This is a genomic window from Pseudomonas sp. (assembly GCF_048269965.1).
Taxonomy (GTDB): Bacteria; Pseudomonadota; Gammaproteobacteria; order Pseudomonadales; family Pseudomonadaceae; genus Aquipseudomonas.
This window is the reverse complement of record NZ_JBLWTV010000027.1, coordinates 1-14,908: the sequence shown is the minus strand read 5'-3', so window position 1 is coordinate 14,908 and position 14,908 is coordinate 1. Positions and strand designations below refer to the sequence as shown.

17 protein-coding genes and 4 tRNA genes are annotated in these 14,908 nt (G+C 61.5%); 12 read left to right on the top strand and 9 right to left on the bottom strand.

Annotation, left to right across the window (positions count from 1 at the left end; translation table 11 throughout):
* Window positions 1-112: 112 nt before the first annotated feature.
* The 5 genes from lolA (at window position 113) to cysG (ending at window position 5,351) form a co-directional block, all read left to right on the top strand.
* Entirely contained in the window at window positions 113-739 is a 627-nt protein-coding gene (gene lolA, locus ACN0X6_RS22340; protein WP_017677060.1) for an outer membrane lipoprotein chaperone LolA, read from the top strand.
* Between the two features lie 3 nt (window positions 740-742).
* Complete coding sequence (locus ACN0X6_RS22335; protein ID WP_417707346.1) at window positions 743-2,065, top strand: replication-associated recombination protein A; 1,323 nt, start codon at window positions 743-745, stop codon at window positions 2,063-2,065.
* On the top strand, window positions 2,065-2,445 hold the full coding sequence (crcB, locus tag ACN0X6_RS22330; protein ID WP_192985663.1) for a fluoride efflux transporter CrcB: 381 nt from the start codon (window positions 2,065-2,067) through the stop codon (window positions 2,443-2,445). The genes ACN0X6_RS22335 and crcB overlap by 1 nt, the downstream gene beginning before the upstream one ends.
* Before the next feature lie 79 nt (window positions 2,446-2,524).
* Window positions 2,525-3,805, top strand: coding sequence for a serine--tRNA ligase (serS, locus tag ACN0X6_RS22325; protein WP_417707344.1), 1,281 nt, complete (start codon window positions 2,525-2,527; stop codon window positions 3,803-3,805).
* 157 nt (window positions 3,806-3,962) lie between these two features.
* Window positions 3,963-5,351: a siroheme synthase CysG gene (gene cysG / locus ACN0X6_RS22320; protein WP_417707343.1), complete on the top strand. Its 1,389-nt coding sequence runs from the start codon at window positions 3,963-3,965 to the stop codon at window positions 5,349-5,351.
* Window positions 5,352-5,431: 80 nt separating this feature from the next.
* Here the strand turns inward: cysG and ACN0X6_RS22315 are convergent, their stop codons facing one another.
* The 7 genes from ACN0X6_RS22315 to ACN0X6_RS22285 form a co-directional block, all read right to left on the bottom strand.
* Entirely contained in the window at window positions 5,432-6,439 is a 1,008-nt protein-coding gene (locus ACN0X6_RS22315) for a glutathione S-transferase family protein (RefSeq protein ID WP_417707341.1), read from the bottom strand.
* A gap of 73 nt (window positions 6,440-6,512) precedes the next feature.
* Entirely contained in the window at window positions 6,513-7,508 is a 996-nt protein-coding gene (locus tag ACN0X6_RS22310) for a glycosyl transferase family protein (RefSeq protein ID WP_417707339.1), read from the bottom strand.
* A complete protein-coding gene (locus ACN0X6_RS22305) occupies window positions 7,505-7,840 on the bottom strand; it encodes a TusE/DsrC/DsvC family sulfur relay protein (RefSeq protein ID WP_417707337.1) in 336 nt (111 codons plus the stop codon). The genes ACN0X6_RS22310 and ACN0X6_RS22305 overlap by 4 nt, the downstream gene beginning before the upstream one ends.
* Window positions 7,837-8,136, bottom strand: a complete 300-nt coding sequence (gene tusB / locus ACN0X6_RS22300) for a sulfurtransferase complex subunit TusB (RefSeq protein ID WP_417707335.1) — start codon at window positions 8,134-8,136, stop codon at window positions 7,837-7,839. The genes ACN0X6_RS22305 and tusB overlap by 4 nt, the downstream gene beginning before the upstream one ends.
* Window positions 8,136-8,495, bottom strand: coding sequence for a sulfurtransferase complex subunit TusC (tusC, locus tag ACN0X6_RS22295; RefSeq protein WP_417707333.1), 360 nt, complete (start codon window positions 8,493-8,495; stop codon window positions 8,136-8,138). The genes tusB and tusC overlap by 1 nt, the downstream gene beginning before the upstream one ends.
* Complete coding sequence (gene tusD, locus ACN0X6_RS22290; RefSeq protein ID WP_417707331.1) at window positions 8,495-8,887, bottom strand: sulfurtransferase complex subunit TusD; 393 nt, start codon at window positions 8,885-8,887, stop codon at window positions 8,495-8,497. Before tusD ends, tusC begins: the two co-directional genes overlap by 1 nt.
* A 134-nt stretch (window positions 8,888-9,021) precedes the next feature.
* Window positions 9,022-9,690 carry a Bax inhibitor-1/YccA family protein gene (locus tag ACN0X6_RS22285; RefSeq protein ID WP_417707330.1) on the bottom strand — a complete coding sequence of 223 codons (669 nt, stop codon included), beginning with the start codon at window positions 9,688-9,690 and terminating at the stop codon, window positions 9,022-9,024.
* 164 nt (window positions 9,691-9,854) lie between these two features.
* Between ACN0X6_RS22285 and ACN0X6_RS22280 the strand changes: the two genes are divergently transcribed.
* The 7 genes from ACN0X6_RS22280 to ACN0X6_RS22250 all read left to right on the top strand — a co-directional run bounded on the left by ACN0X6_RS22280 (window position 9,855) and on the right by ACN0X6_RS22250 (window position 13,635).
* A tRNA-Ser gene (locus tag ACN0X6_RS22280) sits at window positions 9,855-9,942 on the top strand.
* Window positions 9,943-10,105: 163 nt separating this feature from the next.
* Complete coding sequence (gene uvrY, locus ACN0X6_RS22275) at window positions 10,106-10,750, top strand: UvrY/SirA/GacA family response regulator transcription factor (RefSeq protein ID WP_417707328.1); 645 nt, start codon at window positions 10,106-10,108, stop codon at window positions 10,748-10,750.
* Window positions 10,751-10,752: 2 nt separating this feature from the next.
* Window positions 10,753-12,576 carry an excinuclease ABC subunit UvrC gene (gene uvrC / locus ACN0X6_RS22270; protein ID WP_417707326.1) on the top strand — a complete coding sequence of 608 codons (1,824 nt, stop codon included), beginning with the start codon at window positions 10,753-10,755 and terminating at the stop codon, window positions 12,574-12,576.
* Between the two features lie 33 nt (window positions 12,577-12,609).
* Complete coding sequence (gene pgsA, locus ACN0X6_RS22265) at window positions 12,610-13,170, top strand: CDP-diacylglycerol--glycerol-3-phosphate 3-phosphatidyltransferase (protein WP_417707324.1); 561 nt, start codon at window positions 12,610-12,612, stop codon at window positions 13,168-13,170.
* A 67-nt stretch (window positions 13,171-13,237) separates the two neighbouring features.
* Window positions 13,238-13,313, top strand: a tRNA-Gly gene (locus tag ACN0X6_RS22260).
* Window positions 13,314-13,351: 38 nt separating this feature from the next.
* A tRNA-Cys gene (locus tag ACN0X6_RS22255) sits at window positions 13,352-13,425 on the top strand.
* 123 nt (window positions 13,426-13,548) lie between these two features.
* Window positions 13,549-13,635 (top strand) — tRNA-Leu (locus tag ACN0X6_RS22250).
* A 70-nt stretch (window positions 13,636-13,705) separates the two neighbouring features.
* Here ACN0X6_RS22250 and ACN0X6_RS22245 read toward each other — a convergent pair.
* Window positions 13,706-14,734 carry a tyrosine-type recombinase/integrase gene (locus tag ACN0X6_RS22245; RefSeq protein ID WP_090336330.1) on the bottom strand — a complete coding sequence of 343 codons (1,029 nt, stop codon included), beginning with the start codon at window positions 14,732-14,734 and terminating at the stop codon, window positions 13,706-13,708.
* Complete coding sequence (locus ACN0X6_RS22240) at window positions 14,735-14,905, bottom strand: DUF4224 domain-containing protein (RefSeq protein ID WP_417707407.1); 171 nt, start codon at window positions 14,903-14,905, stop codon at window positions 14,735-14,737.
* Window positions 14,906-14,908: the final 3 nt, after the last annotated feature.

Below are 14,908 nucleotides of genomic sequence, written 5' to 3'. Positions count from 1 at the left end.
TGGATAAACCGCTGAATTCGCGGTCTACAGGATTCACGGCAGCCAGGGTGCTGCCGAGCAGTGCGAGGTACGGAGTCGCCTCGCCATTCTCATACGGACTCAAGGGGTTTATATGCGTGTTATTCGCCTGCTGATGCTGGCTGCTTTGAGCTTTACCCTGCTGACCGCCCAGGCTGATGAAGAGGCGGCCACCAAGCGCTTGAGCGAGCTGCTCAGCCAGGCGCAAACCATCAGTGCGCGATTCTCTCAGCTGACCCTCGATGCCAGCGGCACTCAGCTGCAGGAAACCGCAGGGCAACTGGCGCTCAAGCGTCCGGGCATGTTCCGTTGGCACACCGACCAGCCCATGGAGCAACTGCTGGTTTCCAATGGCGAGAAGGTCTGGCTGTACGATCCTGACCTGGAGCAGGTCACCATTCAGACGCTCGATCAGCGCCTGACCCACACTCCGGCGTTGTTGCTCTCCGGCGATGTCTCGCAGATCCGCGAAAACTTCGAGATCGACTACAAGGAAGGCGGTAGCGTGGTCGACTTCATTCTCAAGCCCAAGGCCAAGGACAGCCTGTTCGACAGCCTGCGCCTGTCGTTCCGCAATCGCGTGCTCAACGACATGCAACTGATCGACAGCATCGGCCAGCGCACCAACATCCTTTTCCTCAATGTGAAGATGAACGAGCCGGTCGAAGATCACCTGTTCACCTTCGACATTCCGGAAGGCGCGGACGTCATCCAGGAGTAAGGCGTGGATCTGTTCGGTCGCCAACCCGTCGCGCAGCCTCTGGCTGCGCGTTTGCGTGCTACCAGCCTGGACGAGTACGTCGGCCAGGAGCATGTACTGGCGCCGGGCAAGCCGTTGCGTGAGGCGCTGGAGCAGGGGGCGCTGCACTCGATGATCTTCTGGGGGCCGCCGGGGGTGGGCAAGACCACCCTGGCGCGGCTGCTGGCCAAGGTCACCGACGCCCATTTCGAAACCATTTCTGCCGTGCTCTCCGGGGTCAAGGAGATTCGTCAGGCGGTCGAGGTCGCCCAGCAGCACGCGGCGCAATATGGTCGCCGTACGATTCTCTTCGTCGACGAAGTGCATCGCTTCAACAAGAGCCAGCAGGACGCCTTTCTGCCCTACGTGGAAGACGGCACGCTGATCTTCATCGGCGCCACCACCGAGAACCCTTCATTCGAGCTGAACAATGCGCTGCTGTCGCGTGCGCGCGTCTACGTGCTCAAGAGCCTCGACGAAGCGGCCATGCGCAAGCTGGTCAATCGCGCGTTGACCGACCCGAAAGGCCTGGGAGAACGCCATCTCGGCCTGCCAGACGAGGCCTTTCAGATTCTTCTGGCCGCTGCCGATGGCGACGGCCGGCGCTTGCTCAACTTTCTCGAGAACGCCGCCGACCTGGCCGAGGATGATGACGAGATCGGCGTGGAGTTGCTGCAGAACCTGCTGGGCGATAGCCGGCGCCGCTTCGACAAGGGTGGCGAGGCTTTCTACGACCAGATATCCGCGCTGCACAAGTCGGTACGCGGCTCCAGCCCGGATGGCGCACTGTATTGGTATGCACGCATGCTCGACGGTGGCTGCGACCCGCTGTACATCGCCCGCCGTGTGGTGCGCATGGCCAGCGAGGACATCGGCAACGCCGACCCGCGCGCACTGACCTTGTGCCTCAATGCCTGGGACGTGCAGGAACGGCTGGGCAGTCCGGAAGGCGAGTTGGCCGTCGCCCAGGCCATCGTCTATCTGGCCTGCGCACCGAAGAGCAACGCGGTGTACACGGCGTTCAAGACCGCCATGCGCGATGCCGCTGAGCAGGGTTCCCAGGAAGTGCCGCTGCACCTGCGCAACGCGCCGACCAAGCTGATGAAGCAACTCGGTTACGGCGATGAATACCGCTACGCCCATGATGAGCCGGATGCTTACGCCGCTGGTGAGGATTATTTTCCGGAGAATCTGCAGCCGCGTCAGTATTACGATCCTGTGCCTCGCGGTCTGGAGCTGAAGATCCGCGACAAGTTGCAACATTTGCGCAATCTGGACGCCAGCAGTCCAAGGCAGAGGAGAAAATGATGATTCGTGTGGCGCTTGCCGTCGCCGTGGGCGGCGCGGCTGGTTCGGTTATGCGCTTTCTGGTTGCCAGCTGGGTGGCCGGCAACTGGCCCCGGCATTTTTATCTGGGCACCTTTGCGGTAAATATCATCGGCTGTCTGCTGATTGGTCTGCTGTCCGGTCTGTTCCTCACCCGTACCGACCTGCCGCTGGAGCTGCGTACCGGACTGATCACTGGCGTTCTGGGGGGCTTCACCACCTTTTCGTCTTTCAGTCTGGAAATCATGAAGCTGATGGAGGGCGGTCGCGCCCCCGAAGCGCTCGGCTACCTGGCGCTCAGTATCATGGGTGGTCTGCTGGCCGCCTGGGCCGGCCTGAGCCTGGCCCGATTGGCATCCTGACCCGCTAAAGCTTTACACTCGGCAACCCGCGTCACGCTGGTGGCCGCCATTTTTTTCGTCGATGTATTGAGACCCGAACATGCTCGATTCCAAACTTGTCCGCACGCAACTCACCGAAATCGCCGAGCGCCTCGCCACCCGTGGCTTTGCCCTCGACGTCGCCCGCTTCGAGGCCCTGGAGAGTCAGCGCAAGTTGGTGCAGGTACGCACCGAGCAACTGCAGGCCGAGCGCAACAGCCGGTCCAAGTCCATCGGCCAGGCCAAGGCGCGTGGCGAAGATATCGCTCCGCTGCTGGCAGAGGTCGATCAGATGGGCAGCGAGCTGGAAGCCGGCAAGCGCGAGCTGGACGCGATCCAGAACGAGCTGGATAACCTGCTGCTGAACATCCCCAACCTGCCGCACGAGTCCGTGCCGGTCGGCGCGGATGAAGACGACAACGTCGAGGTGGCGCGCTGGGGTACCCCCCACCGCTTCGATTTCGAGATCAAGGACCACGTCGCCCTCGGCGAGCAGCACGGCTGGCTGGACTTCGAGACCGCCGCCAAGCTCTCCGGCGCGCGCTTTGCCCTGTTGCGCGGCCCCATCGCCCGTCTGCATCGCGCCCTGGCGCAGTTCATGATCAACCTGCACACCGGCGAGCACGGTTACGAGGAAGCCTACACGCCGTACCTGGTACAGGCTCCGGCCCTGCAGGGCACCGGTCAGTTGCCGAAGTTCGAGGAAGACCTGTTCAAGATCGGCCGAGAAGATCAGGCCGATCTGTACCTGATCCCGACTGCCGAAGTGTCGCTGACCAATATCGTCGCGGGTGAAATTCTCGATGCCAAACAACTGCCGCTGAAGTTCGTCGCCCACACGCCGTGCTTCCGCAGCGAGGCGGGCGCATCCGGTCGCGATACGCGCGGCATGATCCGTCAGCATCAGTTCGACAAGGTCGAGATGGTGCAGATCGTCGAGCCGTCCAAGTCCTTCGAGGCCCTGGAAGGCATGACCGCCAACGCCGAGCGTGTGCTGCAATTGCTGGAGCTGCCGTATCGCAAGCTGGCCCTGTGCACCGGTGACATGGGCTTCTCCGCAGTGAAGACCTACGATCTGGAAGTCTGGGTGCCGAGCCAGGACAAGTATCGCGAGATTTCCTCCTGCTCCAACTGCGGCGACTTTCAGGCGCGTCGCATGCAGGCACGTTACCGCAACCCGGAAACCGGCAAGCCGGAGCTGCTGCACACGCTCAACGGCTCCGGCCTGGCGGTCGGCCGTACCTTGGTAGCGGTACTGGAGAATTACCAGCAGGCCGACGGCAGCATCCGTGTGCCCGAGGTTCTGAAGCCCTATATGGGCGGCATCGAAGTGATCGGCTGAGCCGGTGCTAAAAGCGGGGTGGCGGGCCACCCCGTTTTCAGGCGGCACGCCTGACGATGATGACCGCGCGTAGGGTGCGCTGTGCGCACCAAGGCTTTCCACCGTAGCTTGGTGCGCGCGGCGCACCCTACGACCGCCCTCTGATGAGGCTGATCTGATGCAATTCCTTCCGCTGTTCCACAAGCTGCAGGGTCGCCTGGTACTGGTGATCGGCGGTGGTGAGGTCGCGCTGCGCAAGGCGCGCCTGCTAAGCGACGCTGGTGCTGTTTTGCGCGTGGTCGCCCCGCAGATCCGTGGCGAGCTGCAGGAGCTGGCCGGCCCTGGCGGCATCTTCCTGCGTGGCTACGCGAGCAGCGACTTGCAGGGCGTTGCCCTGGTCATTGCCGCGACCGATGACGTGCCGCTCAATGCGCAGATTTCTGCCGAGGCCCAGGCGTTGGGCATCCCCGTCAACGTGGTGGATGCGCCGGCGCTGTGCAGCGTGATCTTTCCCGCCATCGTCGACCGTTCGCCCTTGATCGTCGCGGTCAGCAGTGGCGGCGATGCGCCGGTGCTGGCACGGCTGATCCGCGCCAAGATCGAAACCTGGATTCCGGCTACCTACGGCCAGTTGGCCAATCTGGGCAAGCGCTTCCGTGAGCGGGTCAAGCAGCTGTTTCCCGATGTGCAGCAGCGCCGCGTGTTCTGGGAAGATGTCTTCCAGGGGCAGATCGCCGAGAGCGTGTTTGCCGGCAAGCCGCAGGAGGGTGAGCGCCTGCTGGAGGAGCGCCTGGCCGGCGCGGCGCCGCGCGCGCTGGGTGAGGTCTATCTGGTCGGTGCCGGGCCGGGCGATCCCGACCTGCTGACCTTCCGCGCGCTGCGCCTGATGCAGCAAGCCGATGTGGTGCTGTACGACCGTCTGGTAGCACCCGCCATCATCGAGCTGTGCCGTCGTGATGCCGAGCGCATCTATGTCGGCAAGCGCCGCGCCGATCACGCCGTGCCGCAGGAGCAGATCAACCAGTTGCTGATCGATCTGGCCCGTCAGGGCAAGCGTGTGCTGCGCCTGAAGGGTGGCGATCCGTTCATCTTCGGCCGGGGTGGTGAGGAGATCGAGCAACTGGCGGCGGAAGACATTCCCTTTCAGGTCGTGCCGGGTATCACCGCTGCCTCCGGTTGCGCGGCCTATGCCGGCATCCCGCTGACCCATCGCGATCATGCGCAGTCCGTGCGTTTCGTTACCGGCCACCTCAAGGACGGCAGCAGCAACCTGCCGTGGCAAGATCTGGTGGCGCCCGGGCAAACCCTGGTGTTCTACATGGGCCTGGTCGGCCTGCCGGGTATCTGCGAGCAGCTGATCGCTCACGGCCGTTCAGGCACGACGCCTGCGGCGCTGGTGCAACAGGGCACTACGCAGAACCAGCGGGTGTTTACCGGCACGCTGGAAACCCTGCCGGAGCTGGTCGCCGAGCACGATGTGCACGCACCCACGCTGGTAATCGTCGGGGAAGTGGTCACCCTGCGTGACAAGCTTGCCTGGTTCGAAGGCGCCCAGGGCAGCATCTGATACGTCGGGTGGATCGCGCTTCATTGATCGACCGTCGTCGGGTATTGGTGGATGAAAAAGGTGTCATCCACCCTGCGGTCTTAGCCCTGAGCCTTTTGCCACACGCCTTTGCCCGGCAGGCGCTGGCGATCATGTGGGCTGGTGAAGTCCTGTAGCGGTCCTTTGGGAATCACGCCGGTCGGGTTGATGGTGGCGTGGCTGGCGTAGTAGTGCGATTTGATGTGGGTGAAATCCACGGTCTCGGCGATCCCCGGCCACTGATACAACTCGCGCAGCCAGTTGGACAGGTTCGGGTAGTCCTCGATGCGCCGCAGGTTGCACTTGAAGTGGCCGTGATAGACGGCATCGAAGCGAATCAGCGTGGTGAACAGGCGAATGTCCGCTTCGGTCAGGTATTCGCCGGCCAGATAGCGATTCTCGCCCAGCAGCGCATCCAGTTCATCGAGCATGGCGAACAGCTCGTCGAAGGCCTCTTCATAGGCCTCCTGGGTGGTGGCGAAGCCTGCGCGGTAGACGCCGTTGTTCACCGCCGGGTAGATGCGCTCGTTGAGCTGGTCGATGCGCTCGCGCAGCGGCTCGGGGTAGAAGTCCAGGCCGTTGCCGGTGAGGCCGTCGAATGCGCTGTTGAACATGCGGATGATCTCCGCCGACTCGTTGCTGACGATGCCGCCAGTCTGCTTGTCCCATAGCACGGGCACGGTGACGCGGCCGGTGTAATGAGGATCATCGGCCGTGTAGCGTTGATGCATGTAGCCGAGGTTGTCGAGGTGGTCACTGCTGGAACCGAAGCTGCGGTCGAAGGTCCAGCCCTGTTCGCGCATCAGCCAGCTCACCACCGATACATCGATCAGCGATTCGAGGCCTTTGAGCTTGCGCAGGAGCAAGGTGCGGTGGGCCCAGGGGCAGGCCAGCGAGACGTACAGGTGATAACGCCCGGCCTCGGCATTGAAACCGCCGTCACCACTTGGCCCGGCGCTGCCGTCGGCGGTTACCCAGTTGCGGCGTTGTGCGCTTTCGCGCTGGAAGCGGCCGCTGTCGCCGGTGTCGTACCACTGGTCGTGCCAGCGTCCATCGATCAACAAGCCCATGACGCGTGCCTCCGTTCTGAATGAATCCGGAGTCTAGCGTCATGAGCTCGATTGAACGGTGGAAAAAGCTGGCTTAAATGATCGGCTGGCTAGATTGAAGGCGTGCATCCCAGTACTGCCGGGCCTGCTGGAACGCCGCCTCGCGGCCCAGGCCCAGGCCGCGCAATGCGACGGCCATGGTGGCTATCACTGCCAGGCGACCGTACGCGTCATCATGCTCGCCGCGCCAGAACGCGCCCAACACGGCTGGGTCGAGTCGTTCGGGTTTGACATGCCGCTGCGCCGACAGCGCAGGCCATTCTTCGTCCCAGTCCTCGCCATCGAGGGTGCCATGGAGATGGCACGCACCGTCCGGATTGACCTCGACTTCGCCGCCCTCGCCCTTGATCACGATGGCATGGTCACCCAGCAGGCGACTGGCTTCGCGGTGCACGGCCTGATAACCGGGATGGAAGATGCTCTGCAGCCCGCAGCGGGCGCCGAGCGGGTTGATCACGCGGGCCAGGGAATGAATGGGCGAGCGCAGGCCCAGGGTGTTGCGCAGGTCGATCATGCGTTGCAGCGCCGGCATCCAGTTGCCCAGGTAGCTGTAGGCCAGATTGTCCTTGGCGAGTGCTGCTTCCACTGTCTGCCAGTCGTCGCAGCTGGGGATATCCAGTTGCTCCAGCAATTGCTCGGTATACACGCGGCCTGCGGTATGGGCGCCGCCGCCGTGCATGAAGATGCGCACGCCGCTGGCGGCCAGCGCCTTGGCAGCCAGCAGATACCAGGGCAGGTGGCGTTTCTTGCCGGCATAGCTGGGCCAGTCCAGGTCGACCTGGATGGCGGGTGCGGAGAGCCTTGGGCGTATGGCTTCGGTGAAACCGGCAAGTTCCTCGGCGCTTTCTTCCTTGTGCCGCAGCAGCATCAGAAAGGCGCCTAGCTGGGTGTCCTCGACCTTGCCGTCGAGCAGCATGCCCATGGCTTCGCGGGCTTCCTCGCGAGTCAGGCCGCGCGCACCGCGCTTGCCCTTGCCGAGAATGCGCACGAACTGGGCGAAAGGGTGTTCGGCGGGGGTGATCAGGTTCATAGGCAATTGGTCGGTTTCGGCAGGCCGGCCAGCTTGGCGGCGAGTTTGGCGGGCGTACCCTTGAACAGGCGATTGAGGTGCAGACTGTTACCCTTGTCCGTGCCCAGTTTCAGGGCGGCGTACTTGATCAGCGGACGGTTGGCCGGCGACAGCTGAAACTCGGCGTAGAAGGCGCGCAGCAGTTCGAGAATTTCCCAGTGCTGGTCACTCAGCTGCAACGCTTCCGCCGCGGCCAGCGCCTCGGCTACGGGGCGTGACCAGTCCTTCAGGTCGACCAGGTAGCCGTCCTTGTCCAGAGCGATTTCGCGTCCGGCGACGTTGAGCGTGCTCATAGCCAGCTGTTGACCTTGGCGTAGCGGGTGCATAGCTCGACGAACCCCGGGTAGTCCACGACCTGCGCGCGCTCGGGCGCCTGCAGGGCGCGGGCAGCGAGGTCTTCGTCCATGACGTAGAGCGCAACGCTGGCGGGCATCAATTGCAGTGCCTGCAGGTTGGCCGTGCCGGGCTGCAGCGCGTAGACCGCATCGCCACAGAGCAGCAGGGCGTCAGCAGCGCCCAGCAGGCGCAGGCAGCTGGCCAGACGGCTGTCGGCGAACGGCGAATGGGAAAGCATGTGCAGGGTGGCCATCAGAGGGTGATCACCTGGTCATAGCGGTCGAGGAGGGTGGTCAGCGCGCTGTCGTCCAGCCGCTGTACCGCCAGATTCAGTTCGGCATCGCTCAGGCCGCGCTCGGCCAGGCTGCGCTGGCTGGCGTACAGGTCTTCCACGCCGAACATCGGCAGGGCCTGGAGATTCGCGCCAAGGTCTTTCTGCTGTAGTGCGTCCGATTGCTGGGTTTTGCTCAGCTGGAATACGCCGTCGTCGAGAAACAGCATGCCGATTGGCAGGTCGAAGGCGCCGCCAGCCAGGGCAATATCCAGCGCCTCGCGTGCGCCGGGGCCGCTCCATGGAGCCTGACGGCTGATGATCAGCAGGGACTTGCTCACTATTGGCCTCCGAAGCAGATCAGTCGGTCGGCCTGTTGCGCCGCTTCATGCAATTGGCCTAACCCGGATAGCTCCCAGGGGGCTTCGAGGTTGGCAGCCGGCCTGGCATAACGCTGCGCTTCTTCGGCATTGAGCACGCCGCGACGCAGGGCGGCGGCGATACAGACCACGGCGTCCAGGCCGTTGGCGCTGACGAACTCGCGCCACTCACTGGGTAGATCCAGCTCGTCCTGAGGGCTGACCACGTTGCTGGCGGCGCTGTGCACGCCGTCCTGGTAGAAGAACAGACGAACGATTTCGTGGCCGCCGGCCAGTGTCGCCTGGGCAAAGCGCAGGGCGCGGCGGGAGGCTGGCTGATGAGGTGCGGCGAACAGGGCAATGGCAAACTTCATGGGGCGTCCGGCGAGGTAAAACTGGGCCAATGATAAGGCCAGGACCGCTGGCAAACAAAGAATCACTGCAGTGGAGGCAGGCAGTCGCGCAAGAAAAAGCCCGCCGAAGCGGGCTTGAAGGGGGACGAAAGCTATCAGTCGTCGCCACCCATGATGCCGAAGATCTGCAGCAGGCTGACGAACAGGTTGTAGATCGATACGTACAGGCTGATGGTAGCCATGATGTAGTTGCGCTCACCACCATGGATGATGGCGCTGGTCTGGAACAGGATGCAGACCGAGGAGAACAGCACGAAGCCAGCACTGATCGCCAGTTGCAGACCGCTGATCTGGAAGAAGAAGCTGGCAACCACGGCGCCCAGCAGAACGAAGAAGCCTGCAGTGATGAAGCCGCTGAGGAAGCTCATGTCCTTGCGGGTGGTCAGCACGTAGGCAGACAGGCCGAAGAACACCAGTGCGGTCATGGCAAAGGCGGAGCTGATGACTTCAGCGCCGTTCGCCATGCCCAGGTAGCGGTTGAGGATCGGGCCCAGGGTGTACCCCATGAAACCGGTCAGCGCGAGGGTAGAAAGCAGGCCCCACGAAGAGTTGCGCAGCTTGGCGGTGAGGAAGAACAGACCGTAGAAGCCGATCAGCACAACGAAGATGTTCGGATAAGGAACGTTGGCGCGCTGCGAGATGAAGGCAACCAGGCCGCTGAAGGCCAGGGTGATGGCCAGTAGGCCGTAGGTATTGCGCAGAACGCTGCTGACTTCCTGTTGCTCAACCTGAGAATGGTTGAGTGCATAATCTCGCTCTTGCATGGCGACGCTCCTGTGGCTACGAGGCTTTAAATCCAGATGTATCGGATCATAACAGAGCAGGATTGCCTGCCAAGACTTAGAGTTTGACAGTGTGTTGCGTTCCGGTAAGATTGCCGCCCGCACTGCTGTGGAGGTTTCAGTCTTGGCCTCCACGCTCAGAATTTGGAAGCGTGGCCGAGTGGTTTAAGGCAACGGTCTTGAAAACCGTCGATGGGCAACTATCCGTGAGTTCGAATCTCACCGCTTCCGCCAATTCTCTAAATTGCCACGACGCAATTGCTGATCTTAATCTGGCGCTTGCTTTTTGACTCTCGTGCGCCAAGCTAGGTCAGGCCCTGGCTTTTTGTTAAGGTGACCGGCAAGTTCAATCTCACCGTCGTTGCACGGTGGCTGACAAGGTGCAACGAGGTGGCGATTGATTAGGGTCCTGGTTGTCGATGATCACGATCTGGTCCGCACGGGCATCACCCGTATGCTGTCCGATATCGACGGTCTGCAAGTCGTGGGCGAAGCCTGCACCGGCGAAGAGGCCCTGCTCAAGGTTCGCGAACTCAAGCCCGACGTGGTCCTGATGGACGTCAAAATGCCCGGCATTGGCGGCCTGGAAGCCACCCGTAAGCTGATGCGCAGCCATCCCGATATCAAGGTCGTCGCCGTTACCGTGTGCGAGGAAGATCCTTTCCCGACGCGCCTGCTACAGGCGGGCGCTGCCGGTTATCTGACCAAGGGTGCGGCGCTGGATGAGATGGTGCAAGCCATCCGCCTGGTGTTCGCCGGCCAGCGCTACATCGACCCGCAGATCGCCCAGCAACTGGCGCTGAAATCTTTCCAGCCGCAGACCAATAGCTCGCCATTCGATCTGTTGTCCGAGCGCGAAATCCAGATCGCTCTGATGATCGCCAACTGCCACAAGGTGCAGAACATCTCGGACAAGCTGTGCCTGTCGCCGAAGACGGTCAACACCTACCGCTACCGCATTTTCGAGAAGCTTTCCATCACCAGCGACGTCGAGTTGGCTCTGCTCGCGGTTCGCCACGGCATGGTCGACGCCGTCAACTGATAATGTCCGCCCCATTCGATTCGAGCGCCTTCCTGGCGACCTGCAGTGGTCGCCCTGGTGTCTATCGCATGTTCGATGACGAGGCCCGCCTGCTCTACGTCGGCAAGGCGAAGAACCTCAAGAAGCGTCTCTCCAGTTATTTTCGCAAGACCGGCCAGGCGCCCAAGACCGCAGCGCTGGTGGCACGCATCGCGCAGATCGAAACCACTATCACCGCCAACGAGACCGAGGCGCTGCTGCTCGAGCAGACGCTGATCAAGGAGTGGCGGCCGCCGTACAACATCCTGCTGCGCGACGATAAGTCCTACCCCTACGTATTTCTCTCCGACGGCGAATTTCCGCGTCTCGGCATTCACCGTGGCGCGAAGAAGGCCAAGGGCCGCTATTTCGGCCCTTATCCCAGCGCCCTGGCGATTCGCGAGAGTCTGAGCCTGTTGCAGAAGACTTTTCTGGTTCGCCAGTGCGAGGACAGCTACTACAAGAACCGCACGCGCCCTTGTCTGCAATATCAGATCAAACGCTGCAAAGGCCCTTGCGTCGGCCTGGTCAGCCCACAAGAGTACGCCGAGGACGTGCGTCACTCGGTGATGTTTCTCGATGGTCGCAGCAATGCACTGAGTGAGGAGCTCTCCGCCAACATGGAGAAGGCCTCCATGGCGCTGGAGTTCGAGCGCGCCGCTGAGCTGCGCGATCAGATCGCCTTGCTGCGCCGCGTGCAGGATCAGCAGAGCATGGAAGGTGGTACCGGCGACGTCGACGTGGTGGCGGTGATGCTCACCCCGGGCGGTGCCTGCGTGCACCTGATCAGCGTGCGTGGTGGACGGGTACTGGGCAGCAAGAATTTCTTCCCGCAGGTGGCGATCGAAGAGGAGGGCGGCGAGGTGCTGATGGCCTTCCTCGCCCAGTACTACCTGGGCAATGCCGAGCGCGATCTACCCAGCGAGCTGATCGTCAATGTGCAGCATGAAGACTTCGCCACGCTGATCGAGGCCATCGAATCGCTACGCGGCCGTAGCCTCAGCATCAGTTTGCGCGTGCGCGGTACGCGCGCGCGCTGGCAGCAGCTCGCCGTGACCAATGCCGAGCAGGCGCTGGCCGCGCGCCTGGCCAATCGACAGCACCTGGCCGAGCGCTTCGACGCGCTGGCCGCCGTGCTGGAAATGGACGAGCCGCCGCAGCGCATGGAGTGCTTCGATATCAGTCACTCCAGCGGTGAGGCGACGGTCGCCTCCTGCGTGGTATTCGGTCCCGAAGGCCCGCTGAAATCCGATTACCGTCGCTTCAATATCGAAGGCGTCACCGCTGGCGACGACTACGCCGCCATGCATCAGGCGCTGACCCGGCGCTTCAGCAAGATCAAGGATGGCGAAGGCAAGTTGCCCGATGTGCTGCTGGTGGATGGTGGCAAGGGGCAGTTGGCCATGGCGCGTGAGGTGCTGCAGGAATTGGCCGTGCCGGATCTGATCCTGCTTGGCGTGGCCAAGGGCACGACGCGCAAGCCTGGCCTCGAAGTGCTTTACCTGAACGACGCCGAGCATGAGTTCACCTTGCCCGGCAATTCGCCGGCGCTGCATCTGATCCAGCAGATCCGTGATGAGTCGCACCGTTTTGCGATTACCGGGCATCGTGCGCGCCGCGGCAAGACGCGGCGCACCTCGACGCTGGAAGAAGTGGCAGGCATCGGCCCGAAGCGGCGGCGCGAGCTACTCAATCACTTTGGCGGGCTGCAAGAGCTGTCCCGTGCCAGCGCCGAAGAAATCGCCAAAGCGCCCGGAATCAGTAAAAAGCTCGCCGAGTTGATTTATGACACTCTGCACAGCGAGTAGAATGCCCGCTCACCTCGCAGCCCAGTTGTGCCGATGAACATCCCCAACTTGCTTACCGTGCTCCGGGTCGCACTGATCCCGGTCTTCATCCTGCTGTTCTATTTACCGTTCTCCTGGAGCTATTGGGCTGCCAGCGGCGTCTTCGCCGTTGCTGCCGTGACCGACTGGCTCGATGGCTACCTGGCCCGCCGTTGGGAGCAGGGCACGCCTTTCGGCGCCTTCCTCGACCCGGTCGCAGACAAATTGATGGTGGCGGTGGCATTGGTGCTGCTAGCCGCCGAACACGCCAATCTCTGGCTGACCCTGGCTGCCGCGACCATCATCGGGCGCGAGATCGTCGTGTCTGCATTGCGTGAATGGATGGCCGAACTCGGTGCTCGTGCGCATGTCGCGGTGTCCAACCTTGGCAAGTGGAAAACCGCAGCGCAGATGCTGGCGCTGGTCATCCTGCTGGGCAATCCACCGGTATTCACCTTCTGGGTCGTGCTCGGATACATCCTGCTGGTGGTCGCAGCCGTGCTGACATTGTGGTCGATGCTGCAGTACCTGTTGGCCGCCTGGCCGCACCTCAGCACCACCTCGGAAAAGAAATAAGTATTTTTGAATCAAAGGGTTGACGGCACGATTCGATTCTATAGAATGGCGCCCGTCGACAAGACAAGCGGGAATAGCTCAGTTGGTAGAGCACGACCTTGCCAAGGTCGGGGTCGCGAGTTCGAGTCTCGTTTCCCGCTCCAGTTTTACACGAGTCGCCAAGGCGGCTCGTTTGCTTCATGGCTGAGTTGCAGAGTGGTTATGCACCGGATTGCAAATCCGTGAACGCCGGTTCGATTCCGACCTCAGCCTCCAATCTGAAAGGCCTCGTAGATCCATGATTTACGAGGCCTTTTTCATTCTCCCTGATGTGCTTTTACATGGCTTGCGGGGGGCAGGGAGGGCTGTATATAGTCCGGTCCTTCGCACAGCGCTACCGCCCGAATGGCGAAATCGGTAGACGCAGGAGACTTAAAATCTCTCGCTCGCAAGGGCGTGCCGGTTCGAGTCCGGCTTCGGGCACCATTTAAAATCAAGCACTTACAGATATCGGCTCTCTTCCCACTTTTTCCGCAATTCCAGTTTTTTTCCGCAATTACCTTGTTGGCGACACTTTTTTTCCTCGCCGCTCCCTGATGTAATGCTCCGTCATGACTACCGTGGTGTGGCCAAGCTGGTCTCTAGCTTTCAGGATGTCTCCGCTTGATTCAGCCGTGTCGGTGCCTGCTTTGGCCCGTAGATCACGTAGCTGAAACTCTGCTTTTTCGATACCTGCCGCCTTTCTAGCCTTGTCGAACCGGGAGCGGAGCATTGCCGGAGTCATAGAGGTTCCATCCTCCGCCACTACCAGTCTGGTCGAGCGCACTTTGTGGCCTGCTTTTCGAGCTTTGATCCTTTCCAGTAGCAGGCGAAGTTCGCCTGTAACCTCAATGCGGCGTTTGGTGCCAGTTTTTGACTGCTTTACATGCAGATGTCCGTCTCTGATGTCTCGCTCGTCCATACGCAAGGTATCTCCAGGACGTTGTCCTGTCAGATAAACCAAGTCCATCGCATCGCGTAAGCCAGAATCCGCTTCTGAGTAAACGGCATGGAAGAGGCTGTCTTCGATGTAGACGTCGCGTCCCTTTTCCTTGTTGCCTTTCACTCCCGCGCACGGATTAGCAAGAGCGGTGTAACCCATCTCTCGTGCATAGTTCCAGATTGCTGAGAGAAGAGCCTTCTCCCTGTTCGCGCTAATCGGAGCGGTTTGCCGCCAGCGTAGATACTGGCGAATGTGTTGAGGCTGGATCGCTTCAAGTGGGGCTGGCGGGTCGTCGAAAAACTCTAGTAGCTTGCGTAGTTCTTGGCGATTTTTCGTTTGGGTACCGGGGGCCTTGGTAGGAATAATCTCTACTTGGTATTTCCCTGCCACATACCCGAACGTAATGACTTTCTGTTGTAGCTCTGTAGCTGTTCTATCGCGCTCAAGTTCAGCGTACTTCATTATTGCCAGACCGTAATCTCGACCAAGGGGAATCTCCTTCCTTGGTCGACCTCCGGTGTCATAGAAGTAGTATGTCGTGCTCCCGCGTTTTCGCTCACGCAGGCGCGGAATTGCCCCTAGGTTTGTTGGTCTTCGTCCCATCTATCCTGCCTTCCTCGACCTCCAGGTCACTTCTCGCTCAACGCTAACCTTCGACACTGGCAATAGATTGGCCGCAATCACACATGGCCAGCCATTTGCTTTGATCGTATGGGGTATGCCGTTTCTGCGTAGGACCTCGATTTGCTTCGCTCTTATCTTGGCGCCAGTCAACTC